The sequence below is a fragment of the Saccharothrix isguenensis genome, from assembly GCF_052936305.1.
Genome location: NZ_CP193626.1, coordinates 2,977,007 through 2,994,851 on the forward strand (window position 1 = coordinate 2,977,007; position 17,845 = coordinate 2,994,851).

Below are 17,845 nucleotides of genomic sequence, written 5' to 3' on the forward strand. Positions count from 1 at the left end.
CCGCCGTCACCCGACGACCGCCCGGGGATCGCACGGATTCGCAGGGCACATCACACGGCACACCACACGACACATCGGACGGACTGAGAACAATGGTGCGGAGATACGCGGCCCTGGTCGGCACGGCAATGCTCGTCGCGGTGTCGGTGGGGCCGTCGCACGCGCTCGCGGGGGAGACGGGCCTGCTGCCCGACCTCCGGCAGGCGCCGGTGGGGTGCCCGGGAGGTCACACCGCCAACCCGTCGCAGTGCGTCGCCTGGGACGTGTGCCTGGTCAACGACGCGTCGTCGCCCAGCAGCCCGTGCGTGGCGAGGGGGCCGGCCGGCGCGGTCCGGCTGCGCTTCACCACGTCGGTGGACAACGTCGGCGACGGCCCGCTGCTGATCTACGGCACCCGGAGTGACACGGGTCAGCAGCAGATGACGTCGCGGCAGGCGTTCCAGTCCGCCGTGGACGGTTCGATCCCGGCGTCGTACGAGCAGGCGCAGCACCAGTTGCCGGCGACGATGTACTACGAGTCGGCTCCCGCGCACCAGCACTGGCACATGCTCGACTTCGAGTACTTCCAGCTCCGCACCCCCTCGGGGGACACCGTGGTCACCGACCGGAAGAACGGCTTCTGCCTGGGCGACCGCTACCCGACGGCGGACCGGCTCAAGAACCGGCCCGCGAGGGACGGCAGCCCGGCCGCGGAGCTGGCGGAGGCGCTGCGGTCGAACCGGTGCGGCCACCACGCGCCGGACGCGCTGAGCGTGGTGCAGGGCATCTCGGTCGGATACGGGGACGACTACGTGCACACGGTCGACTTCCAGTGGCTGGACATCACCGGCGTGCGGTCGGGCGTGTACGACGTGGTGAACGTCGTCAACGGCGACCGGAGCCTGGTGGAGAGGTCGTACTCGAACAACGCCTCGTCGATGGCGATCTCCGTGCGGTGGCCGAGCGCCGACGGCAGCCCGCCCTCGCAGGTCATCGAGCCGCCGCAGGTGCGGCTGCTGAGGAGCTGCCCGGGGCAGGAGCGCTGCGCCGGCCGGATCTTCGGCTGACCGCCGTTCCCCCTGCTCCACGCAGTCGGCCCGCTTCGGCCGGGGGTTTGTCGACGCCCGACCGGGGGAATTCGGTGGCGTCCCGATCGGTGACACGAAGGGCGTGGCCATGTCGTTGACCACTGAGAACCGGGTGCTCGCCGGTCGCTACCGACTGGACGGCAAGCTCGGTCAGGGCGGCACGGCCGAAGTCCACCGGGGCTGGGACGTGCTGCTCCGGCGGTTCGTCGCGGTCAAGCTGTTCGACTTCCAGGACGACCCGGTGGGCGGCAGGCGGTTCGACAACGAGATCCGCACCCTGGCCGCCCTGTCGCACCCTGGCCTGCTGTCCGTCTACGACGCGGGCACGTGCGACGGCCGGTCGTTCGTCGTGCTCCAGCTGGTCGATGGAATCACCCTCCGCGATCGGCTGGTTCGAGGCGCGCTGGCGGCCGCGCACGTCCGCGCCCTGGGCCACCGGCTGGCCGACACCCTCGCCCACGTGCACGAACAGGGTGTCGTGCACCGGGACGTGAAGCCGTCGAACGTCCTCCTCGACCGGACCGGCGCCCCCTACCTGGCCGATTTCGGCCTCGCCCGCTCGCTCGGCGCGACCAGGCTGACCAACGCGAGGCAGGTCGTCGGCACCGCCGCCTACCTGGCCCCCGAGCAGGTCCGCGGCGACGAGGTGGGCCCGGCCGCGGACGTCTACGCGCTGGGCCTGGTCCTGCTGGAGTGCCTGACGGGCTACCGCGAGTACCGGGGCAACCGGCTCGACGCCGCGGTGGCCCGCCTGCACCGCCCGCCGGAGATCCCGCGTGACCTGCCCGGCGACCTGGTCCGGCTCCTGTCGCTGATGACGTCGCTGCCCGCCCGCCGCCGCCCCGCGGCCGCGCGGTGCGCCGAGCTGCTGCGCGCGGCCGGCCGCCCGGCGCCCGTGCGGCTGGAGAGCCGGATCCACCTCAGAGAGCGCTCAGGAACCGTTCCACCGCGTCGGTGAACTCGTCCGGCCGTTCGAGGTTCGGCATGTGCGCCGCGCCGGGGATCACGGTGAGCGTCGACCCCGGGATGGTCCGGTGCATCCGCTCGGCCACCGCGACCGGCGTGTACTCGTCCTCCTCGCCGACCACGACCAGCGTCGGCACGGTGACGCGGGACAGGGAGTCGACGTAGTCCGGCCGTTCCGCCCGCCCCCGGACAGCGGCGGCGGCGCCTTCCGGTGACGTGCCGCGCATCATCCGCAGCACGTGGGCGGCGACGGCGGGCAGGGCGCGGACGTTGGCCGGGGAGATCATCTTGTCCAGCACCTCGTCGGCGTAGGGCCCCATGCCCTCACGGAGGAAGCGCTCCGCCACCGAGTACCGGAACTCCCGCCCGGCGGGCGTCTCGGCCTCGGGCGACGTGTCCACCAGGATCAGCGCACGGACGCGTTCCGGGCGGGCGCGGTGCGCTTCCATGACGATCTGGCCGCCCATGGACAGCCCGCACAGGACCACTTGGTCCAGGTCGAGGCGGTCGAGGAGGCCGAACAGGTCGTCGGCGAACACGCTCAGCGGCGTCTTGCCTGGTACCACCGTCGTGTCGCCGTACCCCCGCAGGTCGGGCGCGATGACCCGGTAGCGGGAGCTGAGGCGTTCGACCTGGGGACGCCACATCGAGCGGTCGAACGGGTGGCCGTGCACGAAGACGACCGGCAGGCCGCCGCCCTTGTCGTCGTACGCGGTGTCGATCTCGTTCATCGTCCCCCCAGAGTCGTTGACCCGGGAATCCTATGTCGGGTGACGTGGCCCGGTTCCCCCAGGTCAGCGCTCCTCCTCCACGTACATCGCCTCGTGCTCCGGTCCCGCCGGGTAGCTCGTCCCGGCCTCGTCGGCGATGGCCGTCGGCTCCTCGTCCGTGAGGTCCCCGCCGCCGTCGTGCGCGGTGTACTGGGGTGCGGCGGCCTCGGCGGCGCGGTGCAGGTGGTGGTCCTGGCCGGTGTCGCGCCGGAGGTCCAGCTCTTCCTGCTGTTCGGACACCGCTCGTTCGTCAGCCATGGGTGACTCCTTCCGCTCGGACACCGACGGGTTACCCATCGCGCGGTCGGTATCCGCGTTCGGGCCCCGGTCGTTTGCCGCCGTGCGTGCCGGTCAACCCGGAAGGCATGGCGAGGAGCGGCACGATGGCGGTGTCGGTCGACGCGTGGGGAGTCGACCTGGCCGCTGACCTGGGTGTGCCCGACGAGCCCGCGGGCGTGGTGGTGTTCGCGCACGGTTCGGGCAGTTCGCGGCACAGCGGCCGGAACCGGGCGGTGGCCGGGTCGCTGCGCCGGGAGGGGTTCGCGACGCTGCTGCTGGACCTGCTGAACGAGCGCGAGGAGCGCGAGGACCGCGTCACGGGTCACCTGCGGTTCGACATCGGGCTGCTGGCGGAGCGGGTGGCGGGGGCCGTGGAGTGGACCTCGCGGCGCGAGGTGACGCGGGGGCTGCCGATCGGGCTGTTCGGCGCGAGCACCGGTGCGGCGGCGGCCCTGGTGGCGGCGGCGGGGACGTACCTGGTCGAAGCGGTGGTGTCGCGTGGCGGGAGGCCTGATCTCGCCGGCCGTGCGCTGGGCCGGGTGCGCGCGCCGACGCTGCTGGTGGTGGGCGGCCGGGATGAGCAGGTGCTGGACCTGAACGTGGCGGCGGCGGAGCAGCTGACGGCAACGCACCGGATCGAGGTGGTCGAGGGCGCCACGCACCTGTTCGAAGAGCCGGGCGCGCTGGAGGAAGTAGCCCACCTGGCCGGCTCGTGGTTCCGCGAACACCTGTGACGATCACGCCGGCCTTGTTTGTCCACCGTGGACTCGCACTTGGTCCTGACACCCCCGGTTGAGCCCTCGGTCGGACCTGGCACGGGTGCCGAGCAACCGCACGATCGGCGCATCCAGGAGGCGTGCACCTCTGACGTCCGGTTCGCAGCGCCGGAGGTGGCGGTCGAAATCCGGTGGAGCAGCACCGCTGTGCGCCGCTACCGTGCCGCTGAACCAAGTCGTCGAGGCAAAGGCGTGCCGTTGTACACCAAGTGAGACCTCCAAGCGCTGTTCAGTAGCGCGTCGCACCTGTGCGCCGCGCTACTCCTGCTGCAAACATCTCACTGGAACCGGTGTACTCCTGTGCTCAAGAACTGGATGGTCGTGCCCACCTGCCTGCCCCTTGTCCGGCGCCGTTGCCACGTGTGCGCGTCGGAGCGCTTCCGGGCGAGCGGCAAGTTCCGCGTCAACGCGAACCACAAGGTCCTCGACGCCTGGCTCCTCGTGCTCTGCACCGCTTGCGAGGACACGGTGAAGCTCGCGGTCCTGGAACGGGTGAACGTGCGTTCCGTGCGGCCTGAACTGCTCGACCGGCTGCACGACAACGACCCCGGCCTGACCGCCGAGCTGCTCCGGGACCCGGTCGTGCAGCACCGCAACCGCATCGCCCTCGACTGGGACGACGCCTGGCGGCTCGACACCGGTGGATCGGACCACCTGGACCGTGAGGTGATCGACATCGCGGTCCGCTTCGCGGCACGGATCCCGGTCCGGCCGGTGCGGTTGATCGCCGAAGGGTGCGGTCTTCCGCGGGCCGGGGTCGAGCGCCTGATCACGGCGGGGAAGGTCGTTTCGGCAGTCCGGCTGAGCGGCAAGCTCTCCGGCGACTTCACCTTCACGCTCAAGCGCTGAGCCTCCTCCGCCGAAGGGCCTGTCCGGCGTGGTTCGCCGGACAGGCCCTTGGCATTCGATCCGACGGGAGGCTAGCCGCGCCGCCACTTCTGGTTCGCCGTGCCGGCGCAGTCCCACAGCTGGAGCACCGCGTCGTTGTTCGGGTTCCAGTCCGCGATGTCCACGCACTTGTTCGACTGCGGGTTGACGAGGTCGCCCGCCGCGGTCAGGACGAACTGCTGCGCGGGGTTGCCGCTGCAGCGCGCGACCTGGACGGCCGCGCCGTTCGCGGTCGAGCCCCACGCCACGTCCATGCACATGTTGTTCTGCGTGCGGAACGTCCCGCCGGTCGACTCCCACTGCTGGTTCGTGCCGCCCGTGCAGTTCCACACGATCAGCCGCTGGCCGTCGGTGAAGTTCCAGTTCGGCACGTCGACGCACTTGCCGTGCCACGCGCTGACGATGCTGCGCGCGGGCGGGGGCGGGGGAGGGCCGCCCGCGCCGAACGGGGTCAGGATGATGCCCGCCGCGCGCGGGTCGCCGTCGTGCACCAACGACTCCTGCGCCTGCACGTCGTCGAACGCGAACCCGTAGGCCTTGCCGTCGACCATGTTCTGGTGGACCAACCGGGAGTAGTGGTTGGTGATCGCACCCTTGTAGAAGTCGGCCGGACCGCCACCCGGCTGGGTGTCGATCGTGCCGAGCGTGGAGCGGTGCAGCGCCGCGCACAGGGTGCGGGCGATCGGGCCGACCACCTGGTCGTTGGGCGCGTGCAGGGCGCCGTCGCAGCCCCACACGTTCGGCGTGGTCGGCTTGGCGAACGACGCGACGCGCTGGCCGGCGGAGTTGGTGAAGTTCATGGTGGTGCCCGAGGTGCGGCCGAAGTAGCGCACGTCGGGGCGGTCGGTGAACGGCACCACGGTCAACGTCTTGGTGGCGTAGGCGTTCCACGCCTGCGTGATGTACGGGTCGAGGTAGGCCCGGTCGAACAGGCCCACGTCGGCCGCCTTGCCCGGCGCGAGCACGCGCAGCACCGTGCCGTCGGACCGGGTGCGGACCGCGTTCGCCCAGCCGGCCTGGTTGCGCACGCCGTTGATCACGTTCTCTCGGCCGTTGTTGACCAGCTCGCCGGTCTTCTTCGTCACGCCGCTCGCACCCGTCACGGTGACGGCGTGCGGCACGGCGAACATGTCCACCTGGGAGCTGTTCAGCCACAGGCCCGAGTCGTTGTAGGTGAACTCGCTCCAGTCGAACAGGATGTTGTGGTTCGGGTCGCCGGAGGCCCACGGCGCGGGCTGCACCAGGCCGTCGGGCGTCAAGAAGAACTTGAGCTTCTCGCCGAACGACATGTAGACGCGGCCGGAGATGAACCGGGGGATGCGCAGGGTGACGTTGCCGCCGTTGCCCGGGCCGGCGATCGACACGTCCGGTGCGGGCACGGGCGGGTTGGAGCCGGGCGACCACGGGCTGAAGGCGCCCGCCTGGTTGACGTACCCGAGCCGCCCGTTGCGGATGTCGGTGCCCAGGACGTAGAGGTGGACGGCCTCCGAACGCCCGCTGTTGTTGGTGATGGTCATCGGCAGCAGGTCGGGGCCGATGGCCGCGGCCGGTGTGACGGCGGCGAGTGACACTGATGTGGCCAGCGCCAGGAAGGCGCTGAGCCATTTCGTTCGGGTGCGCATGGGTGCTCCTCGGTGCAGGGCAGTCTGATCCGTCCTCCCGGCCGGGTTCAGGGCGGCCGGAAGGCGAGCGCCACGGGCGGGCCGTGCCGGACGCGTCCGTGAGAGCGCTTCCACAAGAGTTGTCCGGTGGTCCGACCGATGTCAAGGGGGAACGTGGTCCGGACCACTGCGGTCCCACGGCGTCGATCAACGCCGACGCGGCCCGAACCTCATCCTCAGGTTCCGGACGCCGACGCTGATCAGCGGCCGGTGGGGCCGCAGCCACGACAGCGGACCGGCGGGGCCGACGCTCCACGTCGCCCGCAGCGGCGCTACGGAACCGGTGGCGCGCAACGGTGTCCGCGCCAGCCCGCGACCGAAGGCCTGCCACGTGGACGTCATCACCGGCAACCGCAGTCCGAACCGCCGGGGCTTCGCACGCACCGACGCGATCACGCCGTCCACGTTCCGCGCCGACGCGGTGAGCCCCGGATCCCAGTCGAACTCCGCCAGTTCCTTCGGGATGCCCCACAGCTCGCGCCCGCCGGCCCGCGAGGACGGGCTGTCCACCCAGATCCGCGCGATCGACACCCCGAGCCGCGCCCCGTGCCGCACCAGCACCGCCGCCGCCAGCTCCCGGTAGGCCATGCCGGGCGGCTGGTAGTCGACGAACACCGTGCCGACCAGCGCCCGTCCGAACAACTTCACCGGACGCACCGGCAGCGGTGGCAGCGCTGCCACCGGAACCGACCACACGGACAGGCACGCACGGCCGTGGAGCACCCACGGTTCGGGCGGATAGCTCACCATGGTCACCTATTGTCGGCCCGCGCACCGCATCCGGCCGGATGGGTCAGTGCCTCGCGCCCAGCCCTCGGCGTGGACGTGCGGGCGGCGGTGTCGGCGGTTCGGCGGTGGTGTTCAGGGTGGTGTAGGCGTCCAGCCAGCCGGTGGCGCGGTAGTCGCCGCGTCGGGTGAACACGGCGACCCCGGTCTCGGTCGGGTCGTCGTCCTCCGACGCCGGGTACGCGATGCTCGCCGACGTCGTGGGCGCCGTCCAGGTCCGGCCGCGCCAGGCGATCGCCGCGCCGCCGGTGCCGCCGGTGGCGGTGGCCTCGTCGTCGTGGGCGCCGAGGGTGTAGTTGGTGGTTCGTTCGCGTAGCAGTGCCGTGTAGCCGGCGTGGTCGAGCACGCAACCCGCCGGTGAGCGCCCCGGCTGCCAGTCCGGCGCGCGGACACCCCGTGCGACGGCCGAGCGCCACAGGTCCGGCACCACGTCCTTCAGGTGGGCACGGGTGGCCATCTCCTCGCACATCCACAGCAGCCGGCCCGCGCCACGGGGTGGCGCCAAAGCCCGCCAGCGGACGCGGTGGTCCAGGTCGGCGGCCACCACGGCGATCCACGGGTGGACCGTGCCCAGCACGCCCTGGGCGGCCAGCCACGCGAGGAACCGGGGCGCCTGCTCGTACACCGGGTGCAGGGTGGCCATCGGGATACCCCCGGCCACGCGCCGACCCCTGCCAGGTTTGCCCGGGTCGAACAGGTGCGGCGACCGGGCGGCCAGCAGCAACGCCGCCCAGGCCAGGTCACCGGGCGCGGTGGTCGTCTGCGAGCCCAGGCCCTTGACCGACGTCGTGCTGGTGATCTGCGACGTCTTGCCGCCCGCCTTGATCACGGTCGCCACCGCCGGCCGCACCGGCTCCGGCACCGGGATGCCCGCCAGGTCCCGCACCGCCACCGACAGCACGAGGCTCAGCGCGTTCTCCGCCTCGTCCGGGTCGTGCGGCACGGGCAGCAGGCCGAGCGTGCGGCGCAGCCGGTGCCCGGTGTGGGTGGACACCATCATCCGCGCGGTCAGCCGACCCAGCTCGGTGATCGCCAACCGGCCGTCGGTCAGGGTCAGGTGGCCCTCGTCCACCAGGAACTCCGCCGCTTCCTGCACCGGTTCCACGTCGTCGTCGCCCTGCGCGTGCGCCAGCGTCTCGACCCACCACGCCTGCGCGTCGTCCATCGTCCCGATCCGGCCTTGCAGCACCTCGGCCAGCACGTGGTCGGGCAGCGAGTCGCGGATCCGCGAGTACACCGAGTACCCGGCCACCAGCCGGGTCTGCCAGTCGGCGCGCTGCGTCTCGTCCACGACGAGGTACGACCAGCCCTCGGTCTCACCGGCCCCGATGCGGCCCGCCCGGCCGAACATCTGGAGCACGGTCGACGTGTCGATCGGTTCACCGCCGATCGAGACGTCCCTGACGATCACGGCGCGCGCGGGCAGGTTCACACCGGCCGCGACGGTGGACGTGGCCACCAGCACGTCCGCCTCACGTGCGCGGAACGCCCGTTCAGCGGCGTGCTTGTGCTCGTAGTCGGCGTAGTGGAGGCGCACGCCGACCTCCGCGCACACCTTGGTCAGGCCGTCGACGTCGTCGGCTGCGACGGTGTGCACGGGCGCGCCCCGATCGGCCGCGATCGCCATCGCGGTGGAGCGGACGTTGCGCTTGGAACCGCAGAACACCAGCACGCTGCCGCCCTCGGCGGTGTGCCGGTGGGTCAGGTCGAGCACGACCTGTTCGCGCAGGCGGTTGTTCGCGGCGAACCCGGAGGCGGCCGGGATGGTCGGCAGCTGCCACGTGACGCGGGACGGCCGCCACGTCGTGGCCACCAGCTCCGCTTCCAGCCACTCCGCGACCTCGGCCGCGTTCGACACGGTGGCGGAGAGCCCGACGATCCGGACCGGCGAGTCGGTGCCCCGGACCCTGGCCAGCAGCGCTTCCAGCAGCGCGCCGCGCCCCGGGCTGCCGAGCAGGTGGATCTCGTCCACGACCAGGCAGCCGACCTCGCCGAGGGCCGCCTGGAGCGAGCCGGCGCGGCAGATCGCCTCGAACTTCTCCGTGGTGGCGACCCACAGGTCAGCCGCTTTGACCGCTTCGACGTCGACGGAGTACTCGCCGGACAGCCGTTCGACCCGCAGCCCCTGGGTGCGCCACGTCTCGAGTTCGCGGTCGAGTTCGTCGGTGAGGGAGCGTTGCGGGACGAGCCAGGCGGCCTTGCGGCCCTCGTCCAGGATCGACTTCAGCACGGCGAGCATGCCCATCGCCGTCTTGCCCGCGCCGGTCGGTGCGGTGATCAGCACGTGGGAGTCGCCGTCCACCAGGTGGGGCGCGGCCTGCGCCTGCGCGGGGTTGAGCACGGGGAACGGCAGGAATCGCGCCCAGTCGGACGGGACGAAGCGGGTGACCGGCACCGGGTCGGGGACGTTGCCGGGGTCGACCGGTTCGTGCAGGTCCCACAGCACCTCGAAGGCCAGCCGGGCGGCACGCGCACCGTCACCGACCACCGCCTCGCAAAGCTCCGGCACCACCCCGCCGACCTCGGACAGCCAGGCCGACACGGCGCTCGTCGTCACTTCCTCCTGCTCCAGCCAGTGCCGAACGGCTCGGAACGGCACCCCGGCCCGATCGAGCCGTGCGCGCAACCCGTCGAACTCCGGCCGATCAGGCAACACCACCCGCGCGTCCACGTTCGGCGGCAGGTCCGGCACGTCCAGCGCCGGGTCCACCGTCTTGCACCACCACACGGGCCGCGACTCCAGCGCGGCCAGCGCCGGTGGCAGCACGGGCGCGCCCGCCGAGCGGGTAGCCGGGGCGACCTCCGAGCCGCTGAGGATCGACCGGATCCGCGCCGCCATCGCTACGGTCGACACCCGCCGCACTGCCCGCGCCGGCACCACCCCGGCCGCAGCCGCCCCGGGCACCACCTCAACGCCTGCCGGCCCGGCTGCCGGCACGGACTCGCGCTCCGGCACGGGCACAGGCGGGGTCGGATCCGACGGCGGCAAGTCCCGTTCGGGTTCGGGGGTGACGGGCTCGGTGCCCGTGGCACGTGCGGGGCGGGTGCGAGGCTCGCGAGTCGGCGGATCTCGGCGAGGCTGCCGGGGTGAGCCCTGGCCGGAGTCCTGAGTGGGGCGTTCGGGCCGCTCCGGCGACTGCGGCGGTCGCTGGGGCGGCTTCGCGGCCATCGGGCGGAGGGGGTCGGAGCGGCGGGCCAGGGCTTCCAGCTGGGCGTCCTCGGCCAAGCGCCGGGTCACGGCGTCGGGGCGCAGCTCGCCCAACACCGACCGCTGCGACAGCTTCAACTCCCGCAGCGTGAACGACGCGGGACACGCGGGGCACACGACGGCGGCTTGCAGCTGCTGCCGGCCACGGTCGGGATGGGCCCGGTACAGGCCGTGCAGCTCACCCTCGCAGGTCGGGCACCGGCGGTCGACGGGCACGGGGGACAGCTGCCAGCCCGGCTCGGCGTACCGCGCGATCGCGGGCTCCGGGCGGACGCCCCACCTGACTTCCGCGACCCCGGCGACCGACGTGTCCACGACGGGCGAGCCGTGCTCCACTCATCGCCTCCGTCCCGGTCGCCGGCCGTCGACCCCACTGGCGGGCCGACACGTGATGCTATGCGGAAGTGGGCGGATCAGGTGGCGACCAGCACCGGGATGTGCTGCTCCTCCTCCGTCAGCGAACCGTGGTGGCCCACGAACGTCGTGGCGTGCGCCTCGACCGTCGAGCGCACCACTGCCAGCGAACCCTTCGCCGCCACCACCACGTCCCCGATCCGGGGCAGCACGTGGTCCGCCACCCGAGGCCCGAACCAGCCCGCCGCGACCGCCTCCGAACGCGACACCACCCACGCCCGGTCACCCAGGCGCTCGGTCCACCGGTCGCGCACCCCCTCCGCGTCCGGCGTGTAGACGTGCCGGATCCGGGGCTCGCCACCGAGCACCCGCACACCGTCCCGCAACCCGGCGTCCGCGTCGAAATCCACCCGGTCGTCGGCGGTCACCATCCCGTGGTCGGCCGTCACCACCAGCGCGCCCCCGGGCGGCAACCCGTCCGCCAGCGCCGCCGCCAACCGGTCGACGAACCGCAGCTGCCACCGCCACGGGTCGCTCCCCGTCCCGTACACGTGCCCGAGGGCGTCCAGGTCGCCGTGGTACGCGTAGCAGAGGACCCGGTCCTCCGAGCGCATCGCCTCCGCAACCCGCGCCACCAGGTCGCCGAACCCGAGCACCGGCTGGAACCGCCCACCCCGCAGCACCGCCCGCGACAGCCCGCTGCCCTCGTGGTCGCGCGGCAGCACGAACCGCACCGCCACCCCCGCGTCGGACGCCGCCTCGAACGCCGTCCGCCGGGGCTGCACCTCCTCCGGCACCAGCACCGAGCGCAGGTCGACGTGCTCCGGCACCCCGTACCGGCTCCACCGCAACGCGTTCAGCACCTCGTCGCCGTCCTCGAACGAGTACCCGACCAGCCCGTGCTCACCGGTCGTCAGCCCGGTGCCCAGCGCCGCCAGGCTGGTCGCCGTGGTCGACGGGAACCCCGCGGTGATCGGCGACCCGGCCAACGAGGCCAGGAACGGCGCGTCCGAGGCGTGCTCCCGCAGCAACCGCCACCCGAGACCGTCCACCAGCAGGACGCACACCCGCGTCGAGCCGGAGATGCCCAGCACGTCCACCATCCCCGGCACCCCCAGCCCGGCGAGCAACGACGGCACGACGTCAGCGAGCGAACCGCCCCCGTACCGGGGCACCAGCGGATCCATGGGGAACGACCCTAGTCGGCACGAGGACCTGCGGGCCGTTCGAGTTTCGGACCGAGGTGATCAGAGCTAGCGTCGGGTGCATGGCGTCGATCAAGACGGACGACCTCGACCTGCTGGACGCCTACTGGCGTGCGGCCAACTACCTCTCCGTCGGGCAGATCTACCTGCTCGACAACCCGCTGCTGCGCGAGCCCCTGCGCCCGGAGCACGTCAAGCCGCGCCTGCTCGGCCACTGGGGGACCACCCCCGGGCTGAACCTGCTCTACGCGCACATGAACCGCGCGATCCGGCAGCGCGACCTGAACGCCCTGTACGTCACCGGCCCTGGTCACGGCGGTCCTGGGCTGGTCGCGAACGCCTACCTGGAGGGCACCTACAGCGAGGTGTACTCCGGCATCAGCGAGGACGTCGACGGCCTGCGCGCGCTGTTCCGGCAGTTCTCGTTCCCCGGCGGCATCCCGAGCCACGTCGCGCCCGAGACGCCCGGTTCGATCCACGAGGGCGGCGAACTCGGCTACGCCCTCCTGCACGCCTACGGCGCGGTTTTCGACAACCCGGACCTGCTGGCGTTGTGCGTGGTCGGGGACGGTGAGGCGGAGACCGGGCCGCTGGCGGCGAGCTGGCACTCGAACAAGTTCCTCGACCCGGCCCGTGACGGCGTGGTGCTGCCCGTGCTGCACCTCAACGGGTACAAGATCGCCAACCCGACGGTGCTGGCGCGCATCCCGGACGACGAGCTGGCGTCCTTGCTGCGCGGCTACGGCCACACGCCGCACTTCGTCGTCGGTGACGAGCCCAAGGACGTGCACGAGCAGCTCGCGTCCACTTTGGACCGGGTGCTGGACGACATCGCCGAGATGAAGCAGGCGAAGCAACGCCCGCCATGGCCGATGATCGTGCTGCGCACCCCGAAGGGCTGGACCGGGCCGAAAGAGGTGGACGGCCGACCGGTGGAGGGCACGTTCCGCGCGCACCAGGTGCCGCTCTCCGCCACCCGCACCGACGAGGGCCACCGCGCGCAGCTGGAGGAGTGGTTGCGCAGCTACCGGCCGGAGGAGCTGTTCGACGAGAACGGCCGGCTCGTGCCCGAACTGCGCGCCCTCGCGCCGACCGGTGACCGGCGGATGAGCGCCAACCCGCACACCAACGGCGGCCGGCTGCTGCGCGACCTCCGGATGCCCGACTTCCGCGAGCACGCCGTCGCGGTCGACCGGCCCGCCGCCGCGAGCAGCGAGGCGACGAAGGTGCTCGGCGCGTTCCTGCGGGACGTGATGCGCCGCAACCCGGACAACTTCCTGCTCCTGGGCCCGGACGAGGTGGCGTCCAACCGGCTGTCCGAGGTGTTCGACGTGACGGACCGCAAGTGGCAGGCGGCGACCGCGCCCGGCGACGACCACCTCGCGCCGGACGGCCGGGTGCTCGAAGTGCTGTCCGAGCACCTGTGCCAGGGCTGGCTGGAGGGCTACCTGCTGACCGGCAGGCACGGCCTGTTCACCAGCTACGAGGCGTTCATCCACATCGTCGACTCGATGCTCAACCAGCACGCGAAGTGGCTCAAGACGACCCGGGGGATCCCGTGGCGCGCGCCGCTCGCGTCGCTGAACTACCTGCTGTCGTCGCACGTGTGGCGGCAGGACCACAACGGGTTCAGCCACCAGGACCCCGGCTTCCTCGACCACGTGGTCAACAAGAAGGCCGAGATCGTCCGCGTGTACCTGCCGCCGGACACCAACACGCTGCTGTCGGTGGCGGACCACTGCCTGCGCAGCAAGCACTACGTCAACGTGATCGTGGCGGGCAAGCAGCCCGCGCTGACCTACCTGGACATGCCCGACGCGATCGCGCACTGCGAGCGCGGCGTGGGCATCTGGGACTGGGCCGGCACCACCGAGGGCGAGCCGGACGTGGTGCTGGCCTGCGCCGGGGACATCCCGACGCTGGAGACCCTGGCCGCCGCCAAACTGCTGCGCGAGCACCTGCCGCAGCTCAAGGTGCGCGTGGTCAACGTCGTGGACCTCATGCGCCTGGAACCGGACACCGAGCACCCGCACGGCCTGTCCGACCGTGATTTCGACGCCCTGTTCACCACCGACAAGCCGGTGGTCTTCGCCTTCCACGGCTACCCGTGGCTCATCCACCGCCTCACGTACCGCCGCACGAACCACGTCAACCTGCACGTTCGCGGCTACAAGGAGGAAGGCACCACGACCACCCCGTTCGACATGGTGATGCTCAACGACCTCGACCGGTTCCACCTGGTCATGGACGTGATCGACCGGGTGCCGTCGCTGGGCGGGGCGGCGGCGTCGTTGCGCCGGCGCATGTCGGACGCCCGGCTGTCGGCGCGCCAGTACACGCGTGAGCACGGCGAGGACGACCCGGCGATCGCCGACTGGACGTGGAGCTGACGTGCGGGTGCTGGTGGTCAACGCGGGCTCGTCCAGCCTGAAGCTGCGGTTGCTCGGTCCGGAAGACGAGGTGGAGCGCACCGCCGACGTCGAACCCGACCCCGCGCGCCTCGGTGACGTCCTGGAGGACTGGCCGACGCCGGACGCCGTGGGGCACCGCGTGGTGCACGGCGGCACCAGGTTCACCGATCCGGTCGTGGTCGACGACCTCGTCCGCCGGGCGCTGGTCGACCTGACGTCGCTCGCGCCCCTGCACCAGCCGAAGTCGCTGGCCGGTCTGGACGCGGTGCGCCGGCTGCTGCCGGACGTCCCGGCGGTCGCGTGCTTCGACACCGCTTTCCACGCCACCATCCCGGCTGCGGCTGCCACGTACGCCGTGCCCAAGGAGTGGCGGGAGCGGTACGCCATCCGCCGGTACGGCTTCCACGGCCTGTCCCACGCCTACTGCGCGCGCCGGGTGGCCGACCTGCGGGCGCCGCGTCGGCTCGTCACCTGCCACCTGGGTGCGGGCGCGTCCCTGGCGGCCATCGCCGACGGTCGGAGCGTCGACACCACCATGGGCTTCACGCCGCTGGAGGGCCTGGTCATGGCCACCAGGTCGGGCACGGTCGACCCCGGCCTGGTGCTCTGGCTGGAGGAGCACGAGAACCTGTCACCGCACGAGGTGGCGACCGCGTTGGAGGAGCGGTCGGGCCTCACCGCGCTGGCCGGCACCGGTGACATGCGGGAGGTCGACGCCCGTGCGGCGGCAGGCGACCGCGATGCCGTGCTGGCGCTGGACGTCTACACGCATCGGCTGGTGGCCGGCGTCGCGGCGATGACCGCCGCGCTGGGCGGTCTGGACGCGCTGGCGTTCACCGGCGGCGTGGGCGAGAAGTCCGCCACCGTCCGCCGCCGTGCCGCCGAACGCCTGGGCTTCCTCGGCGTCGACCTCGACCCCGACCGGAACGACCAGGCAGACGGCGACGCCGACATCAGCAGCCGGGACGCCGTCGTCCGGACGCTCGTCGTCACCGCCCGGGAGGACCTGGAGATAGCGCACGGCACGCGCGCCGCCTTGCGGCTCACTCGCTGATCGGCTTCCCGGAGCCGATGAACGGGTCGCGCCGGAAGACGAACCACGCGTACCAGAGCATCACCAGGAACAGGCCCGCGCCGCCGAACACCAACGCCTGCAACCCGCCGGCCGGCCCTCTCGGCACCTGGCTCAGCACCACGGACAGCACCGTCGTGTCGAGACCCGTGCCGCACAGCAGCCCGGTGGTGAGGTGGTAGGCCGGGCGGGAGTGCAGGTTCGTGCGCCCGGCCCAACCGGTGCACCTCGCCGAACCAGACGAACCACACGAAGGGCAGCAGCACCGGCGCCAGGCTGACGATGCCGGTCCGCACCGGCACGTTCGACCACGACGCCAGGAGACCCGAGCGGATGACCGCGATCGCGGCCGGCCCGTACGTCATCACGGTCTGCTGCGTCGCCACCGCCGCCACCAGCTCGGCCCGGATGGCGTTGTGCTCGCCGAGCAAGGGCGAATGCGAGAGCTCGGACGCGGGCACTCATGCGCGCGCGACCGGCCTCTACCTCGGCGTGATGCCGTTCAGCACGGCCGCCACCAGCTTCTCCACGTAGCCCGGCGGCACGTCGGCGGGCGTCGTCGTGCCGCGGTACAGGCGGGGGAGGAGGAGTTCGTGGCACGCGCCGATGACGAGCGTGGCCACGGCGTCGGGATCGGTGTCCGCCGCGACCCGGCCCCGTTTCTGCTCGCCGCGCAGGTAGTCGGCGAGCGCCGCGTGCAGCCCGCGCCCGTCCGCCGTCGGCTTCGGCAGCGCTTCGAACCGGGCGAACACCTCCGGCTGACCCACCAGACCGGCGAACGCGGGCAGGAACGCGGTGTGCACGGCCAGCGCGTGCGTGATGAACGCGTGCAGGTTCTCCGCGAGCGTCCCGTCCACCGCCGGGCGCCCCACCCGCTGCTCCACCGCGCGGACGTGCGCGTGCAGGGCCAGCGCGAGCAGCTCTTCCTTGTCCGCGAAGTGGTTGTAGAGCACGCCGACCGCGACGTCCGCCGCACGGGCGATGTCGCGGACGGTGAGCCCGGCGGTGCCGCGTTCGGCGATGAGGCGGGTGGCCGCCGCGATCAGGTGGTCGCGCAGGCTCACGTCGCCGTCACGCAGTGCTGCTGCTCGTCGCGGTGCCATCGCGGTGCATCGTAGGCGGTGCGTCGCGGCGGGGAGGGTCCGCGTCGTGTCAGGCCGTCGCCGTGACGAGTCGGGCGGTACCTCGCAGCCGCACCGCGTCCGGGCCGACGTGCGGCGTGAGCGCCCGCGCGACCGACTCCCGGATCTCGTCCTGAGTGGACGGTGAGGCGTCGCGCAGGGCGAACCGGACCGGCCCCCAGCCCATGATGAACTCGGTGGCGTCGGCGACGTCCCGGCCCCACACCCCCTGCGCGTCCACCGCCTCGGTCTCGACGTCCGTGAACCCGGCCCCGGTGAGCACGCGGTCGATCACGGCCGGGTCGGACAGCGACAACGGGCCTGCATCGGTGGACGCCGGTCCCGCGCCCAGCGCGGCGAACACCGGGGCGAACACGGGGGCGAGGTCACCGAGGTCGCGCATCGACAGGAACGCCAGCCGCCCGCCGGGCCGCAGCGCGCCCCGGACGTTGCCGAACGCCGCCACCGGATCGGCGAAGAACATGATCCCGAACCGGCTCAGCGCGACGTCGAACGTGCCCGGAGGGAACGGGAAGACCTGCGCGTCGCCCTGCTCGAACGTGACGTTGTCGACGCCCTCCTCGTCGGCCGACGCCCGTGCGCGGGCCAGCATCGGGCCGGACAGGTCGAGGCCGGTCGCGTGCGCGGCACGCCGGGCCGCCAGCCGGGTCACCTGCCCGTTGCCGCAGCCGACGTCGAGCACCCGGTGGCCCGGCCCGACACCGGCGGCGTTCAGCAGCACGTCGTTGAAACCGCTGTTCACGGCGTCGTAGCGGCTCTGGTTGTCGGCCCAGTGACCGCCTTCGTAGCCGTTCCACGCCTCGGCCTGGTGGGTGTTGACGATGGTCGCCACGGCTTTCCCCTCTCCTTATGAACATGCGTTCATGAACAACTGTTCACAACGAGGCCGGGTGTTGTCAAGGGATTCGGGGGTTTATCGTCGCGATCATGACCGTGGTCCGCTCGCTGGTGTTGTTCGCGCTGGCCGCGCTCGCCGAGATCGGCGGCGCGTGGCTCATCTGGCAGGGCGTGCGCGAGCACCGCGGCCTGCTGTGGATCGGGGCGGGCGTGGTGGCGCTCGGCCTCTACGGGTTCGTGGCCACGTTGCAGCCCGACCCGCACTTCGGCCGCATCCTGGCCGCGTACGGCGGGATCTTCGTGGCCGGATCGCTCGCCTGGGGCGTGGTCGTGGACAAGTTCCGGCCCGACCGGTGGGACTACGTCGGCGCGGCGATCTGCCTGGTCGGCGTGGCCGTGATCATGTACGCCCCGCGCCCGTAG

At 72.3% G+C, this 17,845-nt stretch carries 17 protein-coding genes; 8 read left to right on the forward strand and 9 right to left on the reverse strand.

Annotated features, from left to right (window positions below; genetic code table 11):
• The first annotated feature begins 92 nt into the window (after positions 1-92).
• A complete protein-coding gene (locus ACRAKI_RS14045) occupies positions 93-1,046 on the forward strand; it encodes a lysyl oxidase family protein (protein ID WP_447007513.1) in 954 nt (317 codons plus the stop codon).
• Between the two features lie 109 nt (positions 1,047-1,155).
• Complete coding sequence (locus tag ACRAKI_RS14050; RefSeq protein ID WP_447007514.1) at positions 1,156-2,025, forward strand: serine/threonine-protein kinase; 870 nt, start codon at positions 1,156-1,158, stop codon at positions 2,023-2,025.
• On the opposite strand, the gene ACRAKI_RS14055 is transcribed toward ACRAKI_RS14050, so the two are convergent.
• Both ACRAKI_RS14055 and ACRAKI_RS14060 read right to left on the reverse strand, forming a co-directional pair.
• Complete coding sequence (locus ACRAKI_RS14055; protein WP_447007515.1) at positions 1,988-2,764, reverse strand: alpha/beta fold hydrolase; 777 nt, start codon at positions 2,762-2,764, stop codon at positions 1,988-1,990. The two genes, ACRAKI_RS14050 and ACRAKI_RS14055, sit on opposite strands and share 38 nt — an antisense overlap.
• Positions 2,765-2,827: 63 nt before the next feature.
• Positions 2,828-3,061: a hypothetical protein gene (locus tag ACRAKI_RS14060; RefSeq protein WP_447007516.1), complete on the reverse strand. Its 234-nt coding sequence runs from the start codon at positions 3,059-3,061 to the stop codon at positions 2,828-2,830.
• A gap of 125 nt (positions 3,062-3,186) precedes the next feature.
• On the opposite strand from ACRAKI_RS14060, the gene ACRAKI_RS14065 reads away from it, so the two are divergent.
• Entirely contained in the window at positions 3,187-3,816 is a 630-nt protein-coding gene (locus ACRAKI_RS14065) for a dienelactone hydrolase family protein (RefSeq protein WP_447007517.1), read from the forward strand.
• 342 nt (positions 3,817-4,158) lie between these two features.
• Positions 4,159-4,707: a DUF1062 domain-containing protein gene (locus ACRAKI_RS14070; RefSeq protein ID WP_447007518.1), complete on the forward strand. Its 549-nt coding sequence runs from the start codon at positions 4,159-4,161 to the stop codon at positions 4,705-4,707.
• Positions 4,708-4,778: 71 nt separating this feature from the next.
• On the opposite strand, the gene ACRAKI_RS14075 is transcribed toward ACRAKI_RS14070, so the two are convergent.
• The 4 genes from ACRAKI_RS14075 to ACRAKI_RS14090 all read right to left on the reverse strand — a co-directional run bounded on the left by ACRAKI_RS14075 (position 4,779) and on the right by ACRAKI_RS14090 (position 11,942).
• Entirely contained in the window at positions 4,779-6,368 is a 1,590-nt protein-coding gene (locus tag ACRAKI_RS14075; RefSeq protein ID WP_447007519.1) for a glycoside hydrolase family 64 protein, read from the reverse strand.
• 186 nt (positions 6,369-6,554) lie between these two features.
• Positions 6,555-7,157, reverse strand: coding sequence for an acetoacetate decarboxylase family protein (locus ACRAKI_RS14080; RefSeq protein WP_447007520.1), 603 nt, complete (start codon positions 7,155-7,157; stop codon positions 6,555-6,557).
• A gap of 43 nt (positions 7,158-7,200) precedes the next feature.
• Positions 7,201-10,737, reverse strand: coding sequence for a DEAD/DEAH box helicase (locus ACRAKI_RS14085; RefSeq protein WP_447007521.1), 3,537 nt, complete (start codon positions 10,735-10,737; stop codon positions 7,201-7,203).
• A gap of 77 nt (positions 10,738-10,814) precedes the next feature.
• Entirely contained in the window at positions 10,815-11,942 is a 1,128-nt protein-coding gene (locus tag ACRAKI_RS14090; protein ID WP_447007522.1) for an alkaline phosphatase family protein, read from the reverse strand.
• An 80-nt stretch (positions 11,943-12,022) separates the two neighbouring features.
• Here ACRAKI_RS14090 and ACRAKI_RS14095 point away from each other — a divergent pair, with 80 nt between their 5' ends.
• Positions 12,023-14,350 carry a phosphoketolase family protein gene (locus ACRAKI_RS14095; RefSeq protein WP_447007523.1) on the forward strand — a complete coding sequence of 776 codons (2,328 nt, stop codon included), beginning with the start codon at positions 12,023-12,025 and terminating at the stop codon, positions 14,348-14,350.
• A gap of 1 nt (position 14,351) precedes the next feature.
• Entirely contained in the window at positions 14,352-15,425 is a 1,074-nt protein-coding gene (locus ACRAKI_RS14100) for an acetate/propionate family kinase (RefSeq protein WP_447007524.1), read from the forward strand.
• On the opposite strand, the gene ACRAKI_RS14105 is transcribed toward ACRAKI_RS14100, so the two are convergent.
• Positions 15,415-15,567: a hypothetical protein gene (locus tag ACRAKI_RS14105; RefSeq protein WP_447007525.1), complete on the reverse strand. Its 153-nt coding sequence runs from the start codon at positions 15,565-15,567 to the stop codon at positions 15,415-15,417. The genes ACRAKI_RS14100 and ACRAKI_RS14105 overlap by 11 nt on opposite strands.
• A gap of 158 nt (positions 15,568-15,725) precedes the next feature.
• Between ACRAKI_RS14105 and ACRAKI_RS14110 the strand changes: the two genes are divergently transcribed.
• Positions 15,726-15,977: a hypothetical protein gene (locus ACRAKI_RS14110; protein ID WP_447007526.1), complete on the forward strand. Its 252-nt coding sequence runs from the start codon at positions 15,726-15,728 to the stop codon at positions 15,975-15,977.
• On the opposite strand, the gene ACRAKI_RS14115 is transcribed toward ACRAKI_RS14110, so the two are convergent.
• Together ACRAKI_RS14115 and ACRAKI_RS14120 are read right to left on the reverse strand one after the other, a co-directional pair.
• Positions 15,926-16,546, reverse strand: a complete 621-nt coding sequence (locus ACRAKI_RS14115) for a TetR/AcrR family transcriptional regulator (RefSeq protein WP_447007527.1) — start codon at positions 16,544-16,546, stop codon at positions 15,926-15,928. The genes ACRAKI_RS14110 and ACRAKI_RS14115 overlap by 52 nt on opposite strands.
• 49 nt (positions 16,547-16,595) lie before the next feature.
• On the reverse strand, positions 16,596-17,417 hold the full coding sequence (locus ACRAKI_RS14120; RefSeq protein WP_447007528.1) for a class I SAM-dependent methyltransferase: 822 nt from the start codon (positions 17,415-17,417) through the stop codon (positions 16,596-16,598).
• Positions 17,418-17,512: 95 nt separating this feature from the next.
• Between ACRAKI_RS14120 and ACRAKI_RS14125 the strand changes: the two genes are divergently transcribed.
• Positions 17,513-17,845 carry a YnfA family protein gene (locus tag ACRAKI_RS14125; protein ID WP_447007529.1) on the forward strand — a complete coding sequence of 111 codons (333 nt, stop codon included), beginning with the start codon at positions 17,513-17,515 and terminating at the stop codon, positions 17,843-17,845.

Excerpts from the sequence above, each read along its gene's own strand:
- ACRAKI_RS14110 (WP_447007526.1), top strand. The coding sequence starts at position 15,726 with ATGCCGGTCCGCACCGGCACGTTCGACCACGACGCCAGGAGACCCGAG.
- ACRAKI_RS14050 (WP_447007514.1), top strand. The coding sequence starts at position 1,156 with ATGTCGTTGACCACTGAGAACCGGGTGCTCGCCGGTCGCTACCGACTG.
- ACRAKI_RS14125 (WP_447007529.1), top strand. The coding sequence starts at position 17,513 with ATGACCGTGGTCCGCTCGCTGGTGTTGTTCGCGCTGGCCGCGCTCGCC.
- ACRAKI_RS14095 (WP_447007523.1), top strand. The coding sequence starts at position 12,023 with ATGGCGTCGATCAAGACGGACGACCTCGACCTGCTGGACGCCTACTGG.
- ACRAKI_RS14090 (WP_447007522.1), bottom strand. The coding sequence starts at position 11,942 with ATGGATCCGCTGGTGCCCCGGTACGGGGGCGGTTCGCTCGCTGACGTC.
- ACRAKI_RS14115 (WP_447007527.1), bottom strand. The coding sequence starts at position 16,546 with ATGGCACCGCGACGAGCAGCAGCACTGCGTGACGGCGACGTGAGCCTG.
- ACRAKI_RS14065 (WP_447007517.1), top strand. The coding sequence starts at position 3,187 with ATGGCGGTGTCGGTCGACGCGTGGGGAGTCGACCTGGCCGCTGACCTG.
- ACRAKI_RS14080 (WP_447007520.1), bottom strand. The coding sequence starts at position 7,157 with ATGGTGAGCTATCCGCCCGAACCGTGGGTGCTCCACGGCCGTGCGTGC.
- ACRAKI_RS14075 (WP_447007519.1), bottom strand. The coding sequence starts at position 6,368 with ATGCGCACCCGAACGAAATGGCTCAGCGCCTTCCTGGCGCTGGCCACA.
- ACRAKI_RS14060 (WP_447007516.1), bottom strand. The coding sequence starts at position 3,061 with ATGGCTGACGAACGAGCGGTGTCCGAACAGCAGGAAGAGCTGGACCTC.
- ACRAKI_RS14045 (WP_447007513.1), top strand. The coding sequence starts at position 93 with ATGGTGCGGAGATACGCGGCCCTGGTCGGCACGGCAATGCTCGTCGCG.
- ACRAKI_RS14055 (WP_447007515.1), bottom strand. The coding sequence starts at position 2,764 with ATGAACGAGATCGACACCGCGTACGACGACAAGGGCGGCGGCCTGCCG.